We start from the raw sequence: 23,296 nt of genomic DNA on the forward strand, positions 1-23,296 counted from the left end.
CATGACCCGCTCATTACGCATCTTCTACATCGCCCTGTTCCTGGTGACGCTGCTCGCCCTGGGCGTGTGGTCGGTTCGCAGCTTCATGGGCTTCAGTACCAACGCCGACGCGACGGTGCTCAACGGCCGCTGGACCAAGGCTGTGGAGACCCACTACGACGACGAGTTTCCGATCAAACGCCTGGGCACCAACCTTTGGGCTGCGCTGGATTTCAAACTGTTCAACGAAGGTCGTCCGGGCGTGGTGCTCGGTCGCGACCAGTGGCTGTACAGCGACGAAGAATTCCACCCGATCGTCAACGAAGAGCTGAACCTGCAAGGCAACTACGCGCTGGTCGAAGGCGTGCGCCAAACCTTGAAAGCCAAAGGTGTGCAACTGGTGATGGCGGTGGTGCCGGCCAAGGTGCGCCTGTACCCGGAACACCTCGGCGAGGTGAAACCGGCGAGCATCCACGCCAACCTCTACCAGGATTTCCATCAGCGCCTGGCCGCCGACCGGATTCCAGCGCCTGACCTGCTCGGCCCGCTGCAACAGGCCAAGCAGAACGGCAAGCAAGTGTTCCTGCGCACCGACACCCACTGGACTCCGGAAGGTGCCGAGATCGCGGCGAACAAGTTGGCCAAGACCATTGCCGACAGATTCCCGCTCAGCGGCGACCCGCAAAACTTCGTAACCGAACCTGCGGAAACCGTCACGCACAAGGGCGACCTGCGTCTGTTCCTGCCGCTGGACCCGCTGTTCGAAAACCTGATGCCGGCGCAAGAACCCTTGCAGAAGCGCAACACCGTTGCAGCCGAAGACCAACCGGCCGGTGACGACGCTTTGTTCGCCAACACCGAAGTACCGGTGGCCCTGATTGGCACCAGCTACAGCGCCAACCCTAACTGGAACTTCGTCGGTGCACTGAAACAAGCCCTGCGCAGCGACGTGGTCAATTACGCCGAAGACGGCCATGGCCCGATTCTGCCGATGCTCAGCTACCTGAAAAGTGATGCCTTCAAGAACAGCCCTCCACAAGTGCTGATCTGGGAGTTTCCTGAACGATATCTGCCTGTGAACAACGAAATCGGCGACGCCGACCCGCAGTGGGTCGCAGAGCTTAAACAAGCCGGCGCGCGCCAACAAAACGTAGCAATCAACACTAAATCCGAGACGCCCGACCGGGCGCAAAACTGAAAGAGAGAGGTACTTCCATGACTTTCAAGACTACTCCTCGTCGTCTCGCCAAGACCTTTGCACTGGTTGCTGGTATGAGTGTGCTCTCGATGCAGGCTTTCGCCGCCGGCGACGCCGCGCTGTATGGCCCGACCGCGCCGAAAGGCTCGAGCTTCGTGCGTATCTACAACGCCAGTAACGCCGAAGTCAGCGCCACCGTCGGCAGCACCAACCTGAGTGATGTCGCGCCGCTGTCGAGCAGTGACTTCAGCTTCATGCCGGGCGGTGACTACAGCGCCAAGGTCGGCAGCCAGAGCCTGCCGGTGAAACTGGCCGGCGATCACTATTACACCCTGGTCAACAACGCCAGCGGCGCGCCGCAACTGATCGAGGAGCCGCCGTTCAAGAACAAGCAGAAATCCCTGGTGCGCGTGCAGAACCTCAGCGACAAGACGCTGACCCTGAAAACCGCCGACGGCAAGACCGACGTGGTACCGAACGTGGCCGCCAAGGGCCGTGGCGAACGTGAAATCAACCCGGTGAAAGTCAGCCTGGCGCTATACGATGGTGCAACGAAAGTCGGCGACGTGAAACCGGTCGCCCTGGAACGCGGTGAAGCGGCGGTGCTGTACGTCACCGGTAACGGCAGCAGCCTGTCGCCGGTCTGGGTGAAACGCCCGGTATCTACGCGCTAAAGAATTATCCGAATTGACCCGGCTCTCTGTGGGAGCCGGCCTGCCGGCGATGCAGGCCACTCGGTTTTACCGATGTACCGAGTTGATGCCATCGCTAGCAGGCTAGCTCCCACAAAGGCCTAACCAAACGATTTTCAAGGAGTAACAACATGATTCCGGTGATCTTGTCAGGTGGTAGCGGTTCACGTCTCTGGCCGCTTTCGCGTAAGCAATTCCCGAAACAGTTCCTGGCCCTGACCGGTGAACACACGCTGTTCCAGCAAACCCTGGAACGCCTGGTGTTCGAAGGCATGGACACGCCGATCGTGGTCTGCAACAAGGACCACCGCTTCATCGTCAACGAGCAGTTGGCAGCGCGTAAGCTGGAAACCCAGCGCATCCTGATGGAGCCGTTTGGTCGCAACACCGCGCCGGCCGTGGCCCTGACCGCGATGATGCTGGTCAATGAAGGTCGCGACGAGTTGATGCTGGTGCTGCCGGCCGACCACGTGCTGGAAGACCAGAAAGCCCTGCAACGCGCCTTGGCCCTGGCCACCGTCGCCGCTGAAAACGGCGAAATGGTGCTGTTCGGCGTACCGGCCACCAAACCGGAAACCGGCTACGGCTACATCAAGTCGACCAACGATTCGCTGCTGCCCGAAGGCGTCAGCCGTGTGTCGCACTTCGTCGAAAAACCGGATGTGAAACGCGCTACCGAATACGTCCAGTCCGGCGGCTACTTCTGGAACAGCGGCATGTTCCTGTTCCGCGCCAGCCGCTTCCTCGAAGAACTGAAAAAGCACGATCCGGACATCTACGACACCTGCCTGCTGACCCTGGAACGCAGCGCCCAGGACGCCGACACCGTGAGCATCGACGAAGCCACCTTCGCCTGCTGCCCGGACAATTCCATCGACTACTCGGTGATGGAAAAAACCCAGCGCGCCTGCGTGGTGCCGCTGACCGCGGGCTGGAGCGACGTCGGCTGCTGGTCGTCGCTGTGGGAAGTCAATGCAAAAGACGCCAACGGCAACGTCACCAAGGGCGACGTGGTGATCCAGGACAGCAAGAACTGCATGATCCACGGCAACGGCAAACTGGTGTCGGTGATCGGCCTGGAAAACATCGTCGTGGTGGAAACCAAGGACGCCATGATGATTGCGCACAAGGACAAGGTCCAAGGCGTGAAACAGATGGTCAACACCCTCAACGAACAGGGTCGCAGCGAAACCCAGAACCACTGCGAAGTCTATCGTCCGTGGGGCTCCTACGACTCGGTGGACATGGGCGGCCGTTTCCAGGTCAAGCACATCTCGGTCAAGCCGGGCGCGTGCCTGTCGCTGCAAATGCACCACCACCGCGCCGAACACTGGATCGTGGTCAGCGGCACCGCCGAAGTGACCTGCGATGAAAACGTGTTCCTGCTCACCGAGAACCAGTCGACCTACATCCCGATCGCTTCGGTCCACCGCTTGCGCAACCCGGGCAAGATTCCGCTGGAGATCATCGAAGTGCAATCGGGCAGCTATCTGGGTGAAGACGATATCGAGCGGTTTGAAGATATCTACGGTCGCTCGACCCCGATCGAGCGTGGCGTGTCGGTGAAAACCATCGCGCAGTAACGTTCAGTAAGACTTGAGCCCCCGCCCCACCGGCTGCGTTCCCTGTCCGCAGCGGGTGGGTCGGGGGCTTTTTTTTCATGCAAGAGCAAAAGATCGCAGCCTTCGGCAGCTCCTACAGGAAACCGAATTCCCCTGTAGGAGCTGCCGAAGGCTGCGATCCTTTGACTTTGCTCTTCCCATCGCCAACCCCACCCGCGCTTAGGTAGGATGGTCCTCTCTATTCCCGAGGTTGGCGCGACATGTTCATCGGCATCCTGCTGGTCATTACCTGGCTGATCCTGTTGCTGCGCTATCCGGCAAAGGCCTTGCCTGTGTCCGTCGCCGCCGCCGTGGGCCTGGGCATCGTCGCCACCTGGGTCATCTGGATGGACCACCGCGAGCTCAAGCAACTGCAACGCCTGGAGCTGCGCATCAGCTACGCGCCGCAGCACTGCCCCGCCGATCGCCCGTTGCAACTGACCATGAACAACGGCAACGACGTACCGTTGACCGAACTGCGCTGGCGTGTTGCTGCCTATGCGCCCGGTGACACGGTCAACCTCGCCGACAATCAATACACTGCCCCACGCTACCGTGGCCCCGGCGAATTGCAGGCTGGTGGCAACTGGGAAGACTGTTTGCCGCTGCCGCCACTGCGCCCCGGCTACCGCCCGGAAACCCTGGAGTTTCGCGCCGAGCGATTGCAGGGTAGTTTCTCCGACTGAGCTTTCCCCACAGAGCCTCTCCCCACTGTTTGCACAAGGACCGCGCCATGCCCGTTGCGTTGATTACCGGTTGTTCCAGCGGCATCGGCCGCGCCCTCGCCGATGTGTTCAAGGCTGCCGGCTATGAAGTCTGGGCCAGCGCCCGCAAGGCTGACGATGTCGCGCTGTTGAGCGCGGCAGGTTTCACGGCAGTGCAACTGGACGTCAACGACGGCGTCGCCCTTGAACAGCTCAGCGAACAGATCAATCAAACACACGGCGGCCTCGACGTGTTGATCAACAACGCCGGTTACGGCGCCATGGGGCCATTGCTCGATGGCGGCGTTCAGGCGATGCAACGCCAGTTCGAAACCAATGTCTTCGCCATCGTCGGTGTAACTCGGGCGATGTTCCCGGTACTGCGCCGGGCCAAAGGGATCGTGGTCAATATCGGCAGCGTGTCCGGTGTTCTGGTCACTCCGTTCGCTGGCGCCTACTGCGCTTCGAAAGCCGCCGTGCACGCCTTGAGCGATGCCCTGCGCATGGAACTGGCGCCGTTCGGCGTGCGGGTCATGGAAGTCCAGCCCGGCGCCATCGCCTCCAGTTTCGCCAAGAATGCCGGCCACGAAGCCGAGCAATTGATCAGCGAACAATCACCGTGGTTTCCGCTGCGCGAAGGCATTCGCGCCCGGGCCAAGGCTTCCCAGGACAACCCGACTCCGGCCAATGAGTTTGCAGCCGGATTGCTCAAGGCTGTGCAACAGAGCAAGCCACCGCGTCTGATTCGTCTGGGCAATGGCAGTCGTGCGTTGCCGCTGCTCGCCGGGCTGTTGCCCAAGGGGTTGCTGGAATCGGGATTGATGAAGCGGTTCGGGTTGCGTGGGCAGCTCTGAGATCCCATTGACCCAATCGCGGGCAAGCCTTGCTCCTACAGGATTAGCGCGATCCCAAAACTTGCGTATGACCTGTAGGAGCAAGGCTTGCCCGCGATGGCGCCCTAACAGACACCACAGAATTTCAGGTATCAACATGACCGACTACACCGAATACTTCGACGAAGTGATCCAGGCCCACGTCGCCATCGAACAATGGCTGGCCGAGGAACGCGACGCGTCTGAACTGGAACAACTGCTGACACGATTCTCGCCGCAATTTTCCATGGTTTCGCCATTGGGCCGGGTGCTGGATTTTGCTGCGCTGAACGAGTTGTTCACACTGGCGGGCGGCAAGAAACTCGGCTTTCGCATCGAACTCAGCGAGTTGCGCGGCATTGCGCTGTACGACGGTGGTGCGACCGTGAGTTATCGCGAGCAACAGACCGATGCCACCGGGTTGCACTCGGATCGCCGCTCCACCGTCGTGTTCGAAAAACAGGCGGATGGGCGGGTGATCTGGCGACATTTGCATGAGACGTTTTGCAAGGAGTGAGTGCCTGATGGACCGCGTTGTACCCTTCGCGAGCAAGCCCGCTCCCACACTGGATCTTCAGTGAACTCAACATTTGCGCACGAAAGAGATCAAATGTGGGAGCGGGCTTGCTCGCGAAGCAGGCAACTCGGTCTCACCGTTATGTCCCACTATCCTGCTTCACCACCACGGTGCAAGTAATCCCCGCCGCCAGCAACACCCCCTCCGGCACTTCATCGATGTGAATGCGCACCGGCACCCGCTGCGCCAGTCGCACCCAGTTGAATGTCGGGTTCACGTCGGCGATCAGTTCGCGGCTCTCCGGGTTGTCGCGGTCGTAGATGCCGCGCGAAATGCTTTCCACATGGCCCTTGAGCACCTCACCGCTCATCAGTTGCATGTCGGCTTTGTCGCCAACGCGCACATGGGGCAGTTTGGTTTCTTCGAAGAATCCGTAGACCCAGAACGAATTCATGTCGACCACGGCCATTTTCGCCTCGCCGATGCGCGCGTAATCACCGCGATGCACATTGAGGTTGGTCACGTAGCCGTCCACTGCTGCGCGCACTTCAGTGCGTTTGAGATTGAGCTCGGCAGCCTCCAGTTGCGCCTGAGCCTGCTGATAATCGGCCAGGGCCGAGTCGGCGAGGTTGCTGGCGTCGTCGCGGTTTTCCCTGGAGATCACCAGGTTGTCCATGTCGGCGCGGCGATGGGCGTTGACCTTGCGCATCTCCCAACTGGCCTTACGCGAGGCCACCAGCGATTGCGCCTGTTTGACCGCAAGCCGGTAGTGCTCGGGGTCGATCTGCATCAGCAAGTCGCCCTTCTTTACCAACTGGTTGTCGCGCACCGGCACGTTCACCACTTCGCCGGTGACGTCGGCGGCGACGTTGATGATGTCGGCGCGCACCCGGCCGTCGCGGGTCCACGGGGTTTCCATGTAATGCACCCACAGGGTCCGGCCGATCCATATCGCCAGCGCCAGCACCAGCAGGGTCGCGAGCAGGCTGAAAAACTTTTTCATCAGGGCCTCAACGGTAGACAGTCAGCGCCATGGCGCCGAACAGACAGGTAAACAGACTCAGGCGCAGCAGCGCCGGGTGCCAGAAAAAACGGTACAGGTCGAAGCCAGACAGGAAGCGGTCCAGCGCCCAGGCCACCACCGCGGCAATCAAAAACATCAGGGTCATGGTCGGCATGTACACGCCGTGGAAGGCGATTTCACGGGGCATGTTCAAGTCCTTCAGGCTTGGCAATGGCGTAGGCGGCAAGCGGCGATTGCGGGTCGAGCAACGAGGTGCGGATGAAGTGCAGGTAGCTCTTCACGCGACGCAACGCCGAGGTGTCGAAGTGCGGGGCGAACGGCTCGTCGGTGGACTGCACGCGGCTGATGGCGTGATCGACAGCAACCAATGCGCGCTCGAGGTTGCTCGCGTTCGGCTGCAGGAACAGCCGCACCAGCGAGCGCCCCATCACCCGGATCGACTGGCGCCACGGCTGGGATTCGGCATAGGCCGGATGCACCGGCAAAATCGCTTGTTCCTTGCGCAACTCGATGATCGCGTGACCGACCTCCAGCACCACGAACATCCAGCGCAGCAGATTGCGCTGAACTTGCGGCTGCCCCGCCGCGAAGCCATAAGCCTGGTGCACCAGATCACGAGTGCGACTTTCGAAACTCGACGCCAGGCCCTTGAGTTTGCCGCTGATGGCGTACACCACCTGACCGCGCAAATCCTGCTCAAGCCGGCGCCACAGCCAGCGACTGTTGGGCGGCAGAATGATCGCCCCGGCCGCCGCGCACACCAGCATGCCGAGCACCATGGCGATGTAGTCGTTGATGAAGGTGTAGGGGTTGTAGACGGTCAGGTTGTCCGGCACCGAACCGGTGCTGAAGAAGATCAGCAAACCGAGCCCGACCCCGGCGTATTGCGGCCGCGACGCCAGGAACGAACCCAGCACGATGACCGGCGCGAGCATCACGCACAGCAACGGAAAACCGTCGATCCACGGAAAGATGAAGAACATCTCGACGAAGCCGATCAGCGCCCCGAGCAACGTGCCGCACGCCATCTGGAACGCCATGCGCTTGGGGTTCGGCGTAGCAGCAGACAAGCCCACGGTGGCCGCCGCGATCAGGGTCATGGTCGCCCCGCTCGGCCATGCCGTGGCCACCCAGTAACTGCCCAACACAACGAGGATGAACGCCGCGCGAATCCCCGACGCCGCAGCAGCCATCCAGTTGGTTTGCGGGGTGAACGGCTCGTCCCATTGCTCGCGCGCATGGCTGTGATCGGCCAGGGACGCGTGGGTCTGTGCATAACTGTGCAGGTCATCGACAAAGCGATAGAGCAGTTCATAAGCGGTGTGGAAATCCAGTAGCTCGACGTCGCTCGGATCACTCTCCTGGAACATCGCCCGCAGGCTGCGCACCCGCGCGGGCAAACCTTCCTTGTAAGCCGTCAGCACCGTGACCAGACGCGCGGCATCGGCGCTGGTCAGGGCGCGGCCGCTGAAGCCATCGAGCAATTCGGCCAGATCCTGCAAACCCGGTTTGATCGCCGCCACCGCATGATCGGTGCCGCTGCTGCGCAGGCGCTCCAGCAACTGGTGCAAGGCGTTGAAGCGGGTGGTGATGCCCATGAACTCGCTGTTCAAACGACTGAGCCGACCGTTGCGTCGACGCATGTGCGGGTCTTCGAACACGGTGACGCTGCGCAATCCTTCCAGGCCTACGGCCTCAGCGATGAAGCGCACGTTGCTGGCTTCGAACGCCTCCGGCCGACTGCGGCCGCGCAAGCCGTCGGTGACGAACAAGGCGAACACGCCGAAGCGCTGATACAAGGCATTGCGCATGGCGGCGCTGGCGGATTGCGGCAGGATCGCGGCGCTGACCAGGGTCGAGCAGAGAATCCCCAGGGAGATTTCCAGCACTCGCCAGACCGCCATCATGAAGGCACCGTCGGGATGCGCCAGCGCTGGCAGTCCGACCATTGCGGCGGTGTAACCGGCCAGAACAAAACCATAGGCGCGAAAGTTGCGACTGCGCGCCGCGCCGGCCGTGCAGATGCCAACCCAGATAGCCAGCGAGCCAAGAAACAGTTCGGTGTTCTGCGCGAACAAAGCAATCAACGCCACCATCACCGCCGATCCGGCCAGGGTGCCGAGGAAGCGATAGAAGCTCTTGGCGAACACTTGGCCGCTTTGCGGCTGCATGACGATGAACACGGTAATCATCGCCGTGCGCGGCTGCGGCAACTCCAGGCGCATGGCCAGCCACAGCGTGAGGAACGCCGCGATCAGCACCTTGAAAATGTACACCCAGGTCACGCCGTCGCTGCGTGCCCAGTCGAAGAAACCCCGGCGCCATTCAAGGGAATACAGCCAGCGCAAAGGTGCGGGCAAGGAAGTCATCTAGTCCTGCTCACTGAGGAAAAATCTGAGACAGCGAGGACCTGTGGCGAGCGAGCTTGCTCGCGCTGGGCTGCGTAGCGGCCCCAAAACTCTGGTAAACCACGCCGGTTTTGTGAGTGCTGCGCACTCAAGCGGAAGCAAGCTCCCTCGCCACAAAGGTGGGTATGCCAGACACATCGCGTTCAATTTGAGAGGCTCTGAAGAAGAGCCGGGGTTTCCGGTGCAGCGGTCTGGCTGTCTTTCGGGACGTCGTTGCCGGAACCGAGACCACCGCCGAGGGCCGTTACCAATTCCGCGTGGGCACTCAAACGCGCCGCCTGCACCTGCTGCTGCACTTGCTGCTGTTTGAACAACAACGTCTGCGCGTTGAGCACGTTGAGGTAATCGGTGAGGCCGCGCTGGTAGGCGATCATGGCGATGTCGTAGGTCTTCTGCGCGGTGGCCACGGACTCGGCGGCGAAGGCCTGCTGTTTGTTCATCGACTCGCGGCGGATCAACTGGTCGGAAATGTTTTTCAGCGCGTTGACCAGGGTCTGGTTGTAATGCGCGACGGCGATGTCATACCCGGCCGAGGCTTCACCCAGCTCCGAGCGCAAACGCCCGCCGTCGAAGATCGGCAGGGAAATCGCCGGGCCGACGCTGTAGTTGAGTTTCTTGCCGGTCAAAAACTCCAGCGCCCCACCGCCGGTGGCCATGTAGCCGAGGCTGCCAACCAGATCGACGTTGGGATAAAAACCGGCATGGGCCACATCGATGCCCCGCGCCTGCGCCGCCACTTGCCAGCGACTGGCGACCACGTCCGGACGTTGGCCGAGCAATTGCGCGGGCAACGACGACGGCAGTTTCAACGCGGCGGCCAATGACAGCGTCGGCCGTTGCAACTGCGCGCCTTCCCCCGGTCCTTTTCCAGCGAGCGCGGCGAGTTGGTTGCGGCTCAGGGCGATTTCTTCATCCAGTGCATCGATCTGCCGATGGGTTTCCGGCAGCGGTGTCTCGGCCTGACTGACTTCGAAATGAGTGCCGATGCCGCCGTTCAAGCGTTTCTGCGCCAACTCAAGAATCTGCTGTTGCTGCTGCAAAGTCGCTTCGACGATGTCCCGCTGTGCGTAATGCAACGACAGTTCGATGTAGACGCGCACGATGTTGTTCTGCAATTCGAGCTGGGCCTGACGCGCTTCGGCGACGCTTATGTGGGCCATGTCTACGGCACGCTCGGTGGCATTGCTTTCGCGGCCCCAAAGGTCAAGCGCATAACTGAAGCCCAGCGCGGCGTTATTGTCCCAGGTCGTGGTGTTGGCCAGATCGCCCGGCCCGTAGAACTGATCGGTGGGCCAGTTATGGCGCTTGAGGGTCGATTCGCCGTTGATCTGCAACGATTCGGCCGCTTCGGCAACACCGGCCATCGACTTCGCCTGCCGAACCCGTGCGGCGGCCATGTCCATGGTCGGGCTGCCTTGCAGCGCGAGCTCGATCCAGCGGTTCAGTTGCGGATCGCCGTAAGCCTGCCACCATTGCGCGGTGGGCCAATGCGCATCCTGGGCGGCGCTCTGGATGGCGTCGTCGGTGGCCAGAGAATTGGCCTCCAGCGCCTTGCCCTGCGGGGCAATACCTCCGGTTCCGATGCAGCCGCTGATTGCCAGGGTTAAAGCCAAAACACTGAGCGGCTGAAGCGCTCTGCTGATGCGAGGCGGCACTGCTGAAGATTCCTGAGGAAAGGAGAAAAACCTGTAGGAGCAAAGCTTGCTCGCGATGGCATCGCCGCGGTGAACCTGAATGCCATCGGTGAACCCATCGCGGGCAAGCCTTGCTCCTACAAGGATCGGCGCAATTCTATGGGTGGCCGGTGTAAGCGATAAGCTGGGATTCCTGTGAATCTTTGTTACCGTTAACGAGATAATCCCTTTGTCGGGGTCTCAGACCCTGAAACTTCGTGTCACAATTTGCCATCGAACCCGAGAGCACCCCATGGACACTTTGCAAAACATGCGCGCCTTCAGTTACGTGGCCGAAGCCGGCAGCTTCACCGCCGCCGCCGTGCAACTGGACACCACCACCGCCAACGTCTCGCGCGCGGTCTCCAACCTGGAAGCCCACCTGCAAACCCGCCTGCTCAACCGAACGACCCGCCGCATCGCCCTGACCGAAGCCGGCAAGCGCTACCTGCTGCGCTGCGAGCAGATCCTGGCCTACGTCGAAGAAGCCGAAGCCGAAGCCAGCGACGCCCACGCACGCCCGGCCGGGCAACTGAAAGTGCACACCATGACCGGCATTGGTCAGCACTTCGTGATCGACGCCATCGCCCGCTACCGCAAGACCCACCCGGACGTGACCTTCGACCTGACCATGGCCAACCGCGTACCGGACTTGCTGGACGAGGGTTACGACGTGTCCATCGTCCTGGCCCGCGAACTGCCGGACTCGGGCTTCGTCTCCCAGCGCCTGGGCATCACCTACAGCATCGTTTGCGCCTCCCCGGCCTACGTCAAAGCCAACGGCTGCGCACAAAAACCCAGCGACCTGCTCAACCACGCCTGCCTGCGCCTGGTGAGCCCGGTCATCCCCCTGGAAAAATGGGCCTTCGACGGCCCCGATGGCCAGGAAATGGTCACCATCAACAGCTCACCGTTCCTGGTGAACTCCGCCGACGCGATGAAATCCGCGATCACCAGCGGCATGGGCGTTGGCGTCCTGCCGCTGTACGCAGCGATCGACGGCTTGCGCGACGGCACGCTGGTGCGCGTCATGCCCAAATACCGCTCGCAGGAACTGAACCTGTATGCGATCTACCCTTCGCGGCAATATCTGGATGCGAAGATCAAGACCTGGGTGGAGTATCTGCGGGGGTCGCTGCCGGAGCTGTTGGCCGCGCATCAGGCGGAATTGGCGGCGTATGAATTGAGCGGGAGTCTGGGTGGGGTTCGGGTGGCGAATTGAGTCGCTCCTACAATTAAATTGTGGCCATGCCTGTGAGAGATTGGTCGGATGGCAGACCGCTATCGCCAGCAGGCTGGCTCCCACAGTTGGATTGGGTACATCCGTAGAAATCAGGTTGGCTGTCAGGCCGCCATCGCTGGCAAGCTAGCTCCCACAGTGGAGCGGCGTACACCCAGGCTTTTCACCACTCAACAGGCCGAGCGTTAGCTCGCCTGCCGCTTTTGATCCACCCGCCCCATCGGAAGGCTGAGTGGAGGCGTTCATCCGGGGAGTGGCGCGCAGCGCCGTTCGACGCAGTCGAACACGCTGCATGTAGGTCGTCGCGCAGCAGACCGGAGGGCAGTGTCCCCGGATGAATACCGGAGCGAAGAAACCCCGAGCCTTAGCGAGGGGCCGTACGTTCGGGGCGAGACCTTTTGGTTCCTTTGGGCTGGGCCGGCACTCCGGCGTCTGCCAAAAGGGACTCGCCGTAAGGGCGAAACCCTAAGCCGCCGTGACCGCAGCAACGGATATGTACCCACTCAACCCACAGCCTGGTCGGCCCAGAGGCCGCCAAGGCCCAAACTGACAGCGCCGTCAGTTAGCAGTCACCTTCCCGACCCCCAAACAGGTTTATAAAGGAAAATACCTTTCGACCAAAACCAGCCCTGGCGCCCCACTCGCATGCGAATCCAGCAAAAACCCGCCCTGCTCGTCGCCCTCCTGATCATCCTGGCAGCGCTGGGCCTGTGGTACGCCACCAAACCCGCCAAGGCAAAACTCGCCGCCCCCACCGCCATCCCCGTACGCGTGGTCAGCGTCGCCGAAAAAGACGTCCCCCGCTTCGTCAGCGGCATCGGCTCGGTCCTGTCCCTGCACAGCGTCGTCGTCCGCCCGCAAATCGACGGCATCCTCACCAAAATCATGGTCAAGGAAGGCCAACTGGTGAAAAAAGGCGACCTGCTCGCCACCATCGACGACCGCTCGATCCGCGCCAGTCTCGATCAGGCCCAGGCACAACTCGGCGAAAGCCAGGCGCAACTGCAAGTCGCACTGGTCAACCTCAAGCGCTACAAACTGCTGAGCGTCGACGACGGCGTTTCCAAACAGACCTACGACCAACAACAGGCACTGGTCAACCAGCTCAAGGCCACCGCTCAAGGCAATCAGGCTTCGATTGATGCCGCCCAAGTGCAACTGTCCTACACGCAGATTCGTTCTCCGGTCACCGGTCGCGTCGGCATTCGTACCGTGGATGAGGGCAACTTCCTGCGCATGACCGACACCCAAGGCCTGTTCACCGTCACCCAGATCGACCCGATCGCCGTCGAGTTCTCCCTGCCGCAACAAATGCTGCCGACCCTGCAAGGCCTGATCAGCGATCCGCAACACGCTCAGGTAAAGGCCTACATCGGTGCCGACACCGATGGCGAAACCGGCAACCTGCTGGGCGAAGGCCATCTGACCCTGATCGATAACCAGATCAACGCCAACACCGGCACCATCCGCGCCAAGGCCGAATTCAACAACGCCGGGCAGAAGCTCTGGCCAGGCCTGCTGGTGACGGTAAAGATTCAGACAGCACTGGATAAAGATGCGCTGGTCGTACCGCCAAACGTCGTACAACGTGGCCTCGATCAGCATTTCGTCTATCGCCTCAATGGCGACAAAGTCGAAACCGTGCCGGTGCAAATGGTCTATCAGGACAGCGGCCAGAACATCATCAAAGGCGTGCAGCCTGGGGATAAGTTGGTCAGCGACGGTCAGTCGCGACTCAAGCCCGGCTCGACGGTGCAGGTGCTGACCGATCCGCCGCAAGTGGTGCAATCGGAGTCGACACCATGAAGGGCCATGGTTCGGTTTCAGCCTGGTGCATCGATCACCCGGTGGCGACCATTCTCCTGACCTTTGCCTTGGTGCTGCTGGGCGCAATCGCCTTCCCCCGCCTGCCCATCGCGCCGCTGCCGGAAGCGGAGTTCCCGACCATCCAGGTCGCCGCACAACTGCCCGGCGCCAGCCCGGAAACCATGGCATCGTCGGTCGCCACACCCCTCGAAGTGCAATTCAGCGCCATCCCCGGCGTGACCCAGATGACATCGAGCAGTGCGCTCGGTTCGACCAACCTGACCCTGCAATTCACCCTCGACAAGAGCATCGACACCGCCGCCCAGGAAGTCCAGGCCGCGATCAACACCGCCGCCGGCAAGCTGCCCAAGGACATGCCGAACCTGCCGACCTGGCGCAAGGTCAACCCGGCCGACAGCCCGGTACTGATCCTCAGCGTCAACTCGTCGCTGATGCCCGGCCCGGAGCTCAGCGACTTGACTGAAACCCTGTTGTCCCGTCAGCTCAGTCAGGTCGACGGTGTAGGACAGGTCGCCATTACCGGTCAGCAACGTCCGGCGATTCGCGTCCAGGTCTCGGCGGACAAACTGGCAGCAATCGGCCTGACCCTCGCCGACATTCGTCTGGCGATCCAGCAAACCAGCCTCAATCTGGCCAAAGGTGCGCTGTACGGCGAGTCGAGCATTTCAACGCTTTCGACCAACGATCAACTGTTCCATCCCGACGAATACAGCCAGTTGATCGTTTCCTACAAGGATGGCGCACCGGTTCACCTCAAGGACGTCGCCAAAGTCGTCAACGGTTCGGAAGATGCCTACGTGCAGGCTTGGGCCGGCTCACAGCCAGGCGTGAACCTGGTGATCTTCCGCCAGCCCGGCGCCAACATCGTCGAGACCGTGGATCGCATTCAGGCGGCACTGCCGGGGCTGGAAGCGATGCTGCCGGCCTCGGTGCAGGTCAAGGTGCTGATCGACCGCACCCAGACCATCCGCGCGTCCTTGCATGAAGTGGAAATTACCCTGCTGATTGCCGTCATGCTGGTGGTGGCGGTGATGGCGTTGTTCCTGCGCCAGCTGTCAGCCACGTTGATTGTGTCGGCGGTACTCGGTGTGTCGCTGATTGCCAGTTTTGCCCTGATGTATGTAATGGGCTTCAGCCTGAATAACCTGACGCTGGTGGCGATCGTGGTGGCCGTGGGGTTTGTGGTCGACGATGCAATCGTGGTGGTGGAAAACATTCACCGCCACCTGGAGGCCGGCGACGGCATGCGCGAGGCGGCGATCAAAGGCGCCGGGGAAATCGGTTTTACCGTGGTGTCGATCAGTTTCTCGCTGGTGGCGGCGTTCATTCCGCTGCTGTTCATGGGCGGCGTGGTCGGGCGGCTGTTCAAGGAATTCGCCCTGACCGCCACCTCGACCATCATGATTTCGGTGGTGGTCTCGCTGACCTTGGCGCCGACGCTGGCCGCGCTGTTCATGCGCGCGCCGGTGCATCATGCCCACGACAAACCGGGCTTCGGTGAACGCCTGCTGGCGTGGTACGAAAAAGGCCTGCGCCGCGCCCTCGCCCACCAGAAAACCATGATCGGCGTGTTCGCTGTGTCGCTGGCTCTGGCCGTCGCCGGTTACATCTTTATTCCCAAAGGTTTCTTCCCGATTCAGGACACCGGTTTCGTCCTCGGCACCACCGAAGCCGCCGCCGATATTTCCTACGGCGACATGGTGAAAAAACACCTGGCGATGGCCGAAATCGTCGCTGCCGACCCCGCAGTCGAAACCTTCTCGCACTCGGTTGGCGTATCCGGCAGTAACCAGACCATCGCCAACGGCCGGTTCTGGATCACCCTGAAAAAACGCGGTGACCGCGATGTCTCGGCCAGCCAGTTCATCGACCGGATTCGCCCGCAACTGATGAAAGTACCGGGCATCGTCCTGTACCTGCGTGCAGGGCAAGACATCAACCTCAGTTCCGGCCCGAGCCGCGCCCAGTATCAATACGTGCTCAAGAGCAACGATGGCCCGACCCTGAGCACCTGGACCCAGCGCCTGACGGAAAAACTGCGGGCCAATCCGGCGTTCCGCGATATTTCCAATGACCTGCAACTGGGCGGCAGCATCACCCACATCAGCATCGACCGCAGCGCCGCAGCCCGTTTTGGCCTGACCGCCAGCGATGTCGACGAAGCGCTGTACGACGCATTCGGTCAGCGCCAGATCAACGAATTCCAGACCCAGATCAACCAGTACAACGTGATTCTGGAACTGGACACCAAGCAGCGCGGCAAGGCCGAAAGTCTCAACTACTTCTACCTGCGCTCGCCCCTGAGCGGCGAGATGGTGCCGCTGTCGGCGCTGGCTAAATTCGATGCGCCGACCATCGGCCCGCTGTCCATCGCCCACGATGGCATGTTCCCGGCCGCCAACCTGTCGTTCAACCTCGCGCCCGGCGTGGCGTTGGGCGATGCGGTGATCATGCTCAATCAGGCGAAGGCCGACATCGGCATGCCGGCGGCCATCAGCGGTAACTTCCAGGGCGCGGCGCAGGCGTTCCAGAGTTCGCTGGCCAGTCAGCCGTGGCTGATTCTGGCGGCGCTGGTGGCGGTGTACATCATTCTCGGCGTGCTCTACGAGAGCTTCGTGCATCCGCTGACGATCATTTCGACGCTGCCTTCGGCCGGCCTCGGTGCAGTGATCATGTTGTGGATCTGCGGCCAGGATTTTTCGATCATGGCGCTGATCGGGCTGGTGCTGTTGATCGGTATCGTGAAGAAGAACGGCATCCTGATGATCGACTTCGCCCTCGAAGCGCAGCGCAACGGTGGCTTGTCGCCGGAAGAGGCAATCTTCAAGGCCTGTATCACGCGGTTCCGACCGATCATCATGACCACCCTCGCCGCCCTGCTCGGCGCCCTGCCGCTGATGCTCGGCTACGGCACCGGCGCCGAACTGCGCCAACCCTTGGGGATTGCGGTGGTTGGTGGCTTGCTGGTGAGCCAGGCGCTGACGCTGTTCACCACGCCGGTCATATACTTATGGCTTGAGCGATTATTTCATCGGCACACTCTCTCACCAGCGCCTCCGCCCGTGCCGGCGCTGGCGACCACAGACTGAGGCGGGGTCATGCGCGTTCTGATTATCGAAGACGAAGAAAAAACCGCGGACTATCTGCACCGCGGCCTGACGGAACAGGGTTACACCGTGGACCTCGCCCGCGATGGGGTCGAGGGTCTGCACCTGGCGCTGGAAAGCGACTACGCGGTGATCGTCCTCGACGTGATGTTGCCGGGCCTTGATGGCTTTGGCGTGCTGCGCGCGCTGCGTGCACGCAAGCAAACCCCGGTGATCATGCTCACCGCCCGCGAGCGTGTCGAAGACCGCATCAGAGGCCTGCGCGATGGCGCCGACGATTACCTGGGCAAGCCGTTTTCCTTCCTCGAACTGGTGGCGCGCCTGCAAGCGCTGACCCGCCGCAGCGGCGGCCATGAACCGGTGCAAGTGAGCATTGCCGACCTGTGGATAGATTTGATCAGCCGCAAGGCGACCCGCGCGGGCTCGCGTCTGGACCTGACCGCCAAGGAGTTTTCGCTGCTCAGCGTTTTGGCCCGGCGTCAGGGTGAAATCCTCTCGAAAACCGCCATCGCCGAAATGGTCTGGGACATCAATTTCGACAGCGACGCCAACGTCGTCGAAGTGGCGATCAAACGCCTGAGGGCCAAGCTCGACGGGCCGTTCGAAGAGAAATTGCTGCACACGATCCGGGGCATGGGTTATGTGCTGGAGAGCCGTGGTGTCCAGTAACTCGATTGCGCTGCGCCTGAGCGGGATGTTCACGCTGGTGGCACTTTTGGTGTTTTTGTTGATCGGTTGGGCACTCTACCAACAGGTCGACAAGGGGCTTGGCTTGTTGCCCGAAGCGGAACTGGACGCGCGTTACAGCGTGCTCGAATCCACCGTCGGCCGTTACGGCACGCCCGAGCATTGGGTGAAGATCAACAACAAGCTCAAGTTGCTCGGCGAAGAAGACAAGCGCATCAGTTTCTGGATCGTCAGCGGCGATCCTCGCTATGAATACGGCAACCCGACGCCGCAGATCCGCGCTTTTGCCGAAGGGCCGCTGGGCATGCGCGACATGCAGCTGCCGGATCAGCCCTACCCGCTGAAAGTGCTGGTCAGCCAGTTTCCGGCCAAGGACCAGCGCCCGCCGCTGCGCTTCATGATCGGCATCGACACCGAGACCTTTCACCAGACGCAACACCAACTGCTGATCGCGCTGATTGCACTGGCGATTGTCGGCGTGCTGATGGCTTCGGCGCTGGGGTATTGGGTGGCGCGGATCGGCCTCAAACCGTTGATCAAACTGTCCCATGAAGCCCAGCGATTGGCCCCACCGTTGCGCTCGGGGCGCTTGCGACTGTCGCCGTTGCCGCCGGAACTGAATCAGTTCGTCAACTCGTTCAACTCCACGCTGGAGCGGGTCGAACAGGCCTACTCGCGGCTGGAATCGTTCAACGCCGATGTCGCCCATGAACTGCGTTCGCCGTTGACCAACCTGATCGGCCAGACCCAGGTGGCGCTGACTCGCGGACGTTCCGCCGAACATTACTTCGAGGTGCTGCAATCGAACCTCGAAGAGCTTGAACGACTGCGTTCGATCATCAACGACATGCTATTCCTCGCCAGCGCCGATCAGGGCAGCAAGGCCACCAAGCTGACGTCCACTTCGTTGGCTGATGAGGTGGCGACGACCCTGGAATACCTGGACTTCATTCTTGAGGACGCTCGGGTCGAGGTGCAGGTCAGCGGTGATGCCCAGGTGCGAATCGAGATCGCGCATCTGCGCCGGGCGCTGATCAACCTGTTGAGCAACGCGGTGCAGCACACCGAGCCCGGGCAAGTGATTCAGGTACGCATCGAAGCCGAGGAGCATCAGGTCAGCATCGGCGTCGCCAACCCCGGATTACCGATTGCCAGCGAGCATCTTCCGCGCCTGTTCGAACGCTTCTACCGTGTCGACGCTTCGCGCAGCAATAGCGGCAACAATCACGGTCTGGGGCTGGCGATCGTCAAGGCAATTGCGCTGATGCACGGCGGCGATGTGTTTGTGCGCAGTGACCATGGAATGAATACTTTCGGTATCCATCTGCCTGTCTGACAGGTTGGGGCTGCGTTCGGACGATCTTTGCTTTTTGCGTAACAGTCCTTTCATGAATCCGCTCTTTTTCCCGGCGCCCGACATCCCTATCTTTGCCCGCACCAAACAGCACTTGCCAAGCAAGAAGGTTTTAAAGATGTCCAACAGTATGGGTATTGCCAGCGCTTTCGTTTTGTCCTCTTTGTTCCTGTCTCCTTTCGCCATGGCTGAAGAGTCGCAGGCCTTCGTCGCACACAACAGCGCACGCGCCGCCGCTTTCGAAGAGCAGCAGATCGAGATGACAGCCAAAGCCCAGGAAGCCACCCAGGCTCCGCAAGCATCCAGCACTGAGGACCAGACCCAGGCCCTGAAAGACAGCTGATTTCTGCGCCTCGCTCCAGTTTCCCTCGACACTTTTCATCGGCTCTTCCCCTTGGAAAGTTGCCCGCCAAGCCGCTGCCATCAGCGGCTTTTTTTCGTTTTGACTTAACTGTTGTTCATTGCAAATGCCGCAACGATGGCCGCCGGCTGCTAGGGTTATGGGACTACGCTTACCCAGTCATTCCAGCAGACATCAGCCCCATGACCGAACGCCGTACCCCACCCGCTTCAGGCAGCACCGGACGGCCCGAGATCCTGGTCATCCTCGGAAGCAGCCTGACGGTCATTGCGATTCTCAGCATCGTGACCTTTCTGCTGATTCGCGAACACGCCAACGCCCAGCAGGCGGCCACACGCAGCGCGACCACCGTCGCGCAATTGATCGACGCCGACGTGCTGCGCACGGTGGAACTCTACGACCTGACCCTGCAAGGCCTGATCGCCGCTGCGCAACGGGACGACCTCAAGCAGGTTTCAGCGCAGATCCGCCACCTGGTGCTCTTCGATCGTTCCACCACGGCGCGCTACAAGGGCGACATCCTGTTGCTGGACAAGCACGGCGAGGTGCTGGCCGACTCGTCGTTGATCGAGCCCAAACCGGGCAACTTCGCTGATCGCGATTATTTCCTCACCCATGCCTTCAACCGCGACAGTGGCATGTTCATCAGCCGGCCGTTCAAACCCCGCTGCGACTGCGCCTACAGCGACGAATGGCAAATCAGCTTCAGTCGGCGCATCTCTTCGCCCACCGGGGAGTTTTTAGGTGTGGCGGTGGCCTCGATGCGCCTGGCTTACTTCGATCAGCTGTTCAACAGCCTGGACATCGGCACCGGCAGCACGTTGGCCATCATCAACGACGATGGTGTTCTGTTGGCGCAGAAACCGTTTCTCGAAGGCAACTCGATCGGCAAAAGCTTCGCCACCCGGCCCAACGTCGTGCGCATGTTGCGTGAGGGCAGTGGCAGCTTCGACAGCGTATCCAGTGTCGACGAGCAGCAACGCCTGTACACCTTCAGCCGGGTCGGCAATTTGCCCCTGACGGTTATCGTCGCCCTATCCGGTGATGAGGTGTTCGCCACCTGGAACCGCACGGCCATTGTGATCAGCGGCGCCACCGGCATCCTGTGCATTGCGTTGCTGTGGCTGACCTGGCTGCTCTGTCGCGAGCTGCGTCTGCGCTATAACGCCGAGCAAGAGTTGGCGCAACTGGCGGCCACCGATGCCTTGACCGGCGTGGCCAACCGGCGAACCCTCGATCAGACCCTGCGCCACGAATGGTTTCGGGCCCAGCGGTCGGGCAAACCGATGTCGGTGCTGATGATCGATGCCGATCACTTCAAGGCGTTCAACGACCGTCATGGCCACCAGGCCGGCGACGAAGCGCTGCGTTCACTGGCTGAAGTCATTGGCGCCAACGTGCATCGCCCGACAGACCTGGTGGCCCGCTACGGCGGCGAGGAGTTTTCGGTGATCCTGGCGGAAACCGGCCATGAAGGCGCGCGGCAGATCGCCGAGCATATCCGTGCGCAGGTGGAGCAACTGCCCTTGGTGGCGCCTGATGAATCGCCGATGACCGTGAGCATTGGCATCAGTACCTGGAACACCGCGAGCGACATCAGCCTGGAGCAATTGCTGTTTTTGGCGGACAAGGCGCTGTATCAGGCCAAGGAAAGGGGGCGGAATCGGGTGGTGGCCGCCTGAAATCTGCGGCGCGGCCCATCGCGAGCAAGCTCGCTCCCACGGTAGATCGTGTTCTCACAAAATCCAGGCATAAAAAAAGGCCACCCGAAGGTAGCCTTTAAAAAACTAGAGAGGTTTTTTACTTACACGGCCGCAACAGGGCGCATGTAAGAGATCGGTGCAGTGCTGGCGTCTTCGAACGTCACGACTTCCCAGGCATCTGTCTGCTCAATCAACTTGCGCAGCAGCTGGTTGTTCAGTGCGTGGCCGGACTTGAAGCCCTTGAACTCACCAATCAGGCTATTGCCCAGCAGGTAGAGGTCACCAATTGCATCGAGAATCTTGTGCTTCACGAATTCGTCTTCATAACGAAGGCCGTCTTCGTTCAGTACACCGTCCGAGTCGACCACGATAGCGTTTTCAACGCTGCCGCCGAGTGCGAGGTTGTGCTTTCGCAGGTACTCGATGTCACTCATGAAACCAAAGGTACGGGCGCGGCTGACTTCTTTTACGAACGAAGTGCTGGAAAAATCCACGCTTGCACTTTGTGTGCGGTCACGGAAAACCGGGTGATCGAAATCGATCTCGAAGCTCACCTTGAAACCTTCGAAAGGGACGAAAGTGGCGCGCTTGTCGCCGTCTTCCACTGTCACTTCACGCAGGATGCGGATGAACTTCTTGGCGGCGTCCTGTTCTTCCAGGCCAGCCGACTGAATCAGAAATACGAAGGGTCCAGCGCTGCCATCCATGATCGGGACTTCGGACGCGGAGAGCTCGACGTAGGCGTTATCGATGCCCAGGCCAGCCATGGCCGAGAGCAAGTGCTCCACCGTATCCACTTTGGTGTCACCGTTGACCAACGTGGTCGACATCGTGGTTTCACCAACGTTTTCCGCGCGGGCAGGAATCTGCACCGCAGGGTCCAGGTCGGCACGAACAAACACGATGCCGGTGTCGACAGGCGCAGGCTTGAGGGTCAGGTATACCTTCTCCCCGGAGTGCAGACCTACACCTGTGGCACGGATAATATTTTTCAGTGTGCGTTGTTTAATCATGGCTTGGGCCGCTTCAGCGCAAATTGCGAACTGGTATCAACAAAGGCTGGCGATGATAGCAGACCACGCCTTTGCTGAACACCAATCACCTTCATAGCCCTGATACATTTCATCAATCGGCCTGACGACGCAGGAATGCCGGGATGTCCAGGTAATCCAGATCGTCTTGCGGATTCATCTTCGCGGCAGCCGCAGCACCGGCCTGAGCCTGGTTGCGCATGACGGTCGGACGGTCCAGGTCGCGGTAGTTCACCGCTGGAGCTTCCTGACGAACAGGGGCTTGTTGTTGTGGCTGCGAAGCCATCGAAGTGTGAACGGTATTGTCGATGACCTTGACAGGCTTCTCGATTTTAGCGCCCAGACCGGTCGCAACGACAGTCACGTGCAGCTCGTCGCGCATGTCCGGATCGATAACAGTACCGACCTTGACCATAGCATGCTCGGAAGCGAAGGCTTCGATGATGCTACCCACGTCGGAGTACTCACCCAGGGACAGGTCAGGACCGGCGGTGATGTTCACCAGGATGCCGCGTGCGCCTTGCAGGTTCACGTCTTCGAGCAACGGGTTGCGGATGGCCGCTTCAGTCGCTTCACGTGCACGGTTCGGACCGCTGGCGCAGCCAGTGCCCATCATCGCCATGCCCATTTCGCTCATCACGGTCCGTACGTCGGCAAAGTCGACGTTGATCATGCCCGGACGCTTGATGATGTCGGAGATACCGCGAACGGCACCGGCCAGTACATCGTCAGCCTTGGCGAAAGCCGACAGCAGGCTGGCGTCTTTACCGAGGATGGTCAGCAGCTTCTCGTTGGGAATGGTGATCAACGAGTCAACGCTTTCAGACAGCAGACGAATACCTTCGTCGGCCAGCTGCATGCGCTTGCGGCCTTCGAACGGGAACGGACGGGTCACCACCGCAACGGTGAGGATCCCCATTTCCTTGGCCACTTCGGCAATGATCGGCGCAGCACCGGTACCGGTACCACCGCCCATGCCAGTGGTGATGAACACCATGTTGGTGCCCTGCAGGACTTCGGCAATGCGCTCACGGTCTTCGAGAGCGGCCTGACGACCTACTTCAGGGTTGGCGCCGGCGCCCAGACCTTTGGTCACACCGGTACCCAGTTGCAGGATGGTCCGCGCGCTGATGCTCTTCAGCGCCTGGGCATCAGTGTTGGCGCAGATGAACTCAACGCCTTCAATGTTACTCTTGACCATGTGGTTGACAGCGTTGCCGCCGCCTCCGCCAACACCGATAACCTTAATGACCGGGCTTGCGGGGATGTTGTCTACGAGTTCGAACATTTTCCCTCTCCTTTACGTTCTCTAGTTTTT

At 60.9% G+C, this 23,296-nt stretch carries 19 protein-coding genes; 13 read left to right on the plus strand and 6 right to left on the minus strand.

Translation table 11 applies throughout. The features are described from left to right. Window position 1 precedes the first annotated feature (1 nt). The 6 genes from V6Z53_RS27810 to V6Z53_RS27835 all read left to right on the plus strand — a co-directional run bounded on the left by V6Z53_RS27810 (window position 2) and on the right by V6Z53_RS27835 (window position 5,563). Window positions 2-1,177, plus strand: a complete 1,176-nt coding sequence (locus V6Z53_RS27810) for an alginate O-acetyltransferase (protein ID WP_338582884.1) — start codon at window positions 2-4, stop codon at window positions 1,175-1,177. Between the two features lie 17 nt (window positions 1,178-1,194). Then, entirely contained in the window at window positions 1,195-1,851 is a 657-nt protein-coding gene (locus tag V6Z53_RS27815) for an alginate O-acetyltransferase AlgF (RefSeq protein ID WP_338582885.1), read from the plus strand. Between the two features lie 149 nt (window positions 1,852-2,000). Beyond that, on the plus strand, window positions 2,001-3,452 hold the full coding sequence (locus V6Z53_RS27820) for a mannose-1-phosphate guanylyltransferase/mannose-6-phosphate isomerase (protein WP_046820474.1): 1,452 nt from the start codon (window positions 2,001-2,003) through the stop codon (window positions 3,450-3,452). Window positions 3,453-3,691: 239 nt separating this feature from the next. Next, entirely contained in the window at window positions 3,692-4,156 is a 465-nt protein-coding gene (locus tag V6Z53_RS27825; RefSeq protein WP_338582889.1) for a multidrug transporter, read from the plus strand. 47 nt (window positions 4,157-4,203) lie between these two features. Further along, window positions 4,204-5,028, plus strand: a complete 825-nt coding sequence (locus V6Z53_RS27830) for an SDR family oxidoreductase (RefSeq protein WP_338582891.1) — start codon at window positions 4,204-4,206, stop codon at window positions 5,026-5,028. 136 nt (window positions 5,029-5,164) lie between these two features. Further along, complete coding sequence (locus V6Z53_RS27835) at window positions 5,165-5,563, plus strand: DUF4440 domain-containing protein (protein ID WP_338582892.1); 399 nt, start codon at window positions 5,165-5,167, stop codon at window positions 5,561-5,563. A 139-nt stretch (window positions 5,564-5,702) separates the two neighbouring features. Here the strand turns inward: V6Z53_RS27835 and V6Z53_RS27840 are convergent, their stop codons facing one another. The 4 genes from V6Z53_RS27840 to V6Z53_RS27855 all read right to left on the minus strand — a co-directional run bounded on the left by V6Z53_RS27840 (window position 5,703) and on the right by V6Z53_RS27855 (window position 10,650). Next, a complete protein-coding gene (locus V6Z53_RS27840; RefSeq protein WP_338582893.1) occupies window positions 5,703-6,566 on the minus strand; it encodes an HlyD family secretion protein in 864 nt (287 codons plus the stop codon). A 7-nt stretch (window positions 6,567-6,573) separates the two neighbouring features. Then, window positions 6,574-6,774 carry a DUF1656 domain-containing protein gene (locus V6Z53_RS27845; protein WP_338582894.1) on the minus strand — a complete coding sequence of 67 codons (201 nt, stop codon included), beginning with the start codon at window positions 6,772-6,774 and terminating at the stop codon, window positions 6,574-6,576. Then, window positions 6,764-8,956, minus strand: a complete 2,193-nt coding sequence (locus V6Z53_RS27850) for an FUSC family protein (RefSeq protein WP_338582895.1) — start codon at window positions 8,954-8,956, stop codon at window positions 6,764-6,766. Before V6Z53_RS27850 ends, V6Z53_RS27845 begins: the two co-directional genes overlap by 11 nt. Window positions 8,957-9,138: 182 nt before the next feature. Further along, entirely contained in the window at window positions 9,139-10,650 is a 1,512-nt protein-coding gene (locus V6Z53_RS27855; RefSeq protein ID WP_338582896.1) for an efflux transporter outer membrane subunit, read from the minus strand. Window positions 10,651-10,921: 271 nt separating this feature from the next. Here V6Z53_RS27855 and V6Z53_RS27860 point away from each other — a divergent pair, with 271 nt between their 5' ends. The 7 genes from V6Z53_RS27860 to V6Z53_RS27890 all read left to right on the plus strand — a co-directional run bounded on the left by V6Z53_RS27860 (window position 10,922) and on the right by V6Z53_RS27890 (window position 20,926). Next, window positions 10,922-11,890, plus strand: a complete 969-nt coding sequence (locus V6Z53_RS27860) for a LysR family transcriptional regulator (protein ID WP_338582897.1) — start codon at window positions 10,922-10,924, stop codon at window positions 11,888-11,890. 663 nt (window positions 11,891-12,553) lie between these two features. Beyond that, window positions 12,554-13,714, plus strand: coding sequence for an efflux RND transporter periplasmic adaptor subunit (locus tag V6Z53_RS27865; protein ID WP_338582898.1), 1,161 nt, complete (start codon window positions 12,554-12,556; stop codon window positions 13,712-13,714). Continuing rightward, window positions 13,711-16,824: a multidrug efflux RND transporter permease subunit gene (locus tag V6Z53_RS27870; RefSeq protein WP_338582899.1), complete on the plus strand. Its 3,114-nt coding sequence runs from the start codon at window positions 13,711-13,713 to the stop codon at window positions 16,822-16,824. Before V6Z53_RS27865 ends, V6Z53_RS27870 begins: the two co-directional genes overlap by 4 nt. A gap of 9 nt (window positions 16,825-16,833) precedes the next feature. Then, a complete protein-coding gene (locus V6Z53_RS27875) occupies window positions 16,834-17,511 on the plus strand; it encodes a heavy metal response regulator transcription factor (RefSeq protein WP_338582900.1) in 678 nt (225 codons plus the stop codon). Continuing rightward, a complete protein-coding gene (locus V6Z53_RS27880; protein ID WP_338582902.1) occupies window positions 17,501-18,865 on the plus strand; it encodes a heavy metal sensor histidine kinase in 1,365 nt (454 codons plus the stop codon). Before V6Z53_RS27875 ends, V6Z53_RS27880 begins: the two co-directional genes overlap by 11 nt. Window positions 18,866-19,001: 136 nt before the next feature. Next, on the plus strand, window positions 19,002-19,226 hold the full coding sequence (locus V6Z53_RS27885) for a hypothetical protein (RefSeq protein WP_338586577.1): 225 nt from the start codon (window positions 19,002-19,004) through the stop codon (window positions 19,224-19,226). A 200-nt stretch (window positions 19,227-19,426) separates the two neighbouring features. Then, on the plus strand, window positions 19,427-20,926 hold the full coding sequence (locus V6Z53_RS27890) for a sensor domain-containing diguanylate cyclase (RefSeq protein ID WP_338582904.1): 1,500 nt from the start codon (window positions 19,427-19,429) through the stop codon (window positions 20,924-20,926). Between the two features lie 122 nt (window positions 20,927-21,048). Here the strand turns inward: V6Z53_RS27890 and lpxC are convergent, their stop codons facing one another. Continuing rightward, entirely contained in the window at window positions 21,049-21,960 is a 912-nt protein-coding gene (gene lpxC, locus V6Z53_RS27895) for a UDP-3-O-acyl-N-acetylglucosamine deacetylase (RefSeq protein WP_338582905.1), read from the minus strand. Between the two features lie 112 nt (window positions 21,961-22,072). Continuing rightward, window positions 22,073-23,266, minus strand: coding sequence for a cell division protein FtsZ (gene ftsZ / locus V6Z53_RS27900; RefSeq protein ID WP_053154973.1), 1,194 nt, complete (start codon window positions 23,264-23,266; stop codon window positions 22,073-22,075). Between the last annotated feature and the right edge of the window lie 30 nt (window positions 23,267-23,296).

The sequence above is a fragment of the Pseudomonas sp. MAG733B genome (assembly GCF_036884845.1).
In the GTDB taxonomy this organism is placed as follows: domain Bacteria; phylum Pseudomonadota; class Gammaproteobacteria; order Pseudomonadales; family Pseudomonadaceae; genus Aquipseudomonas.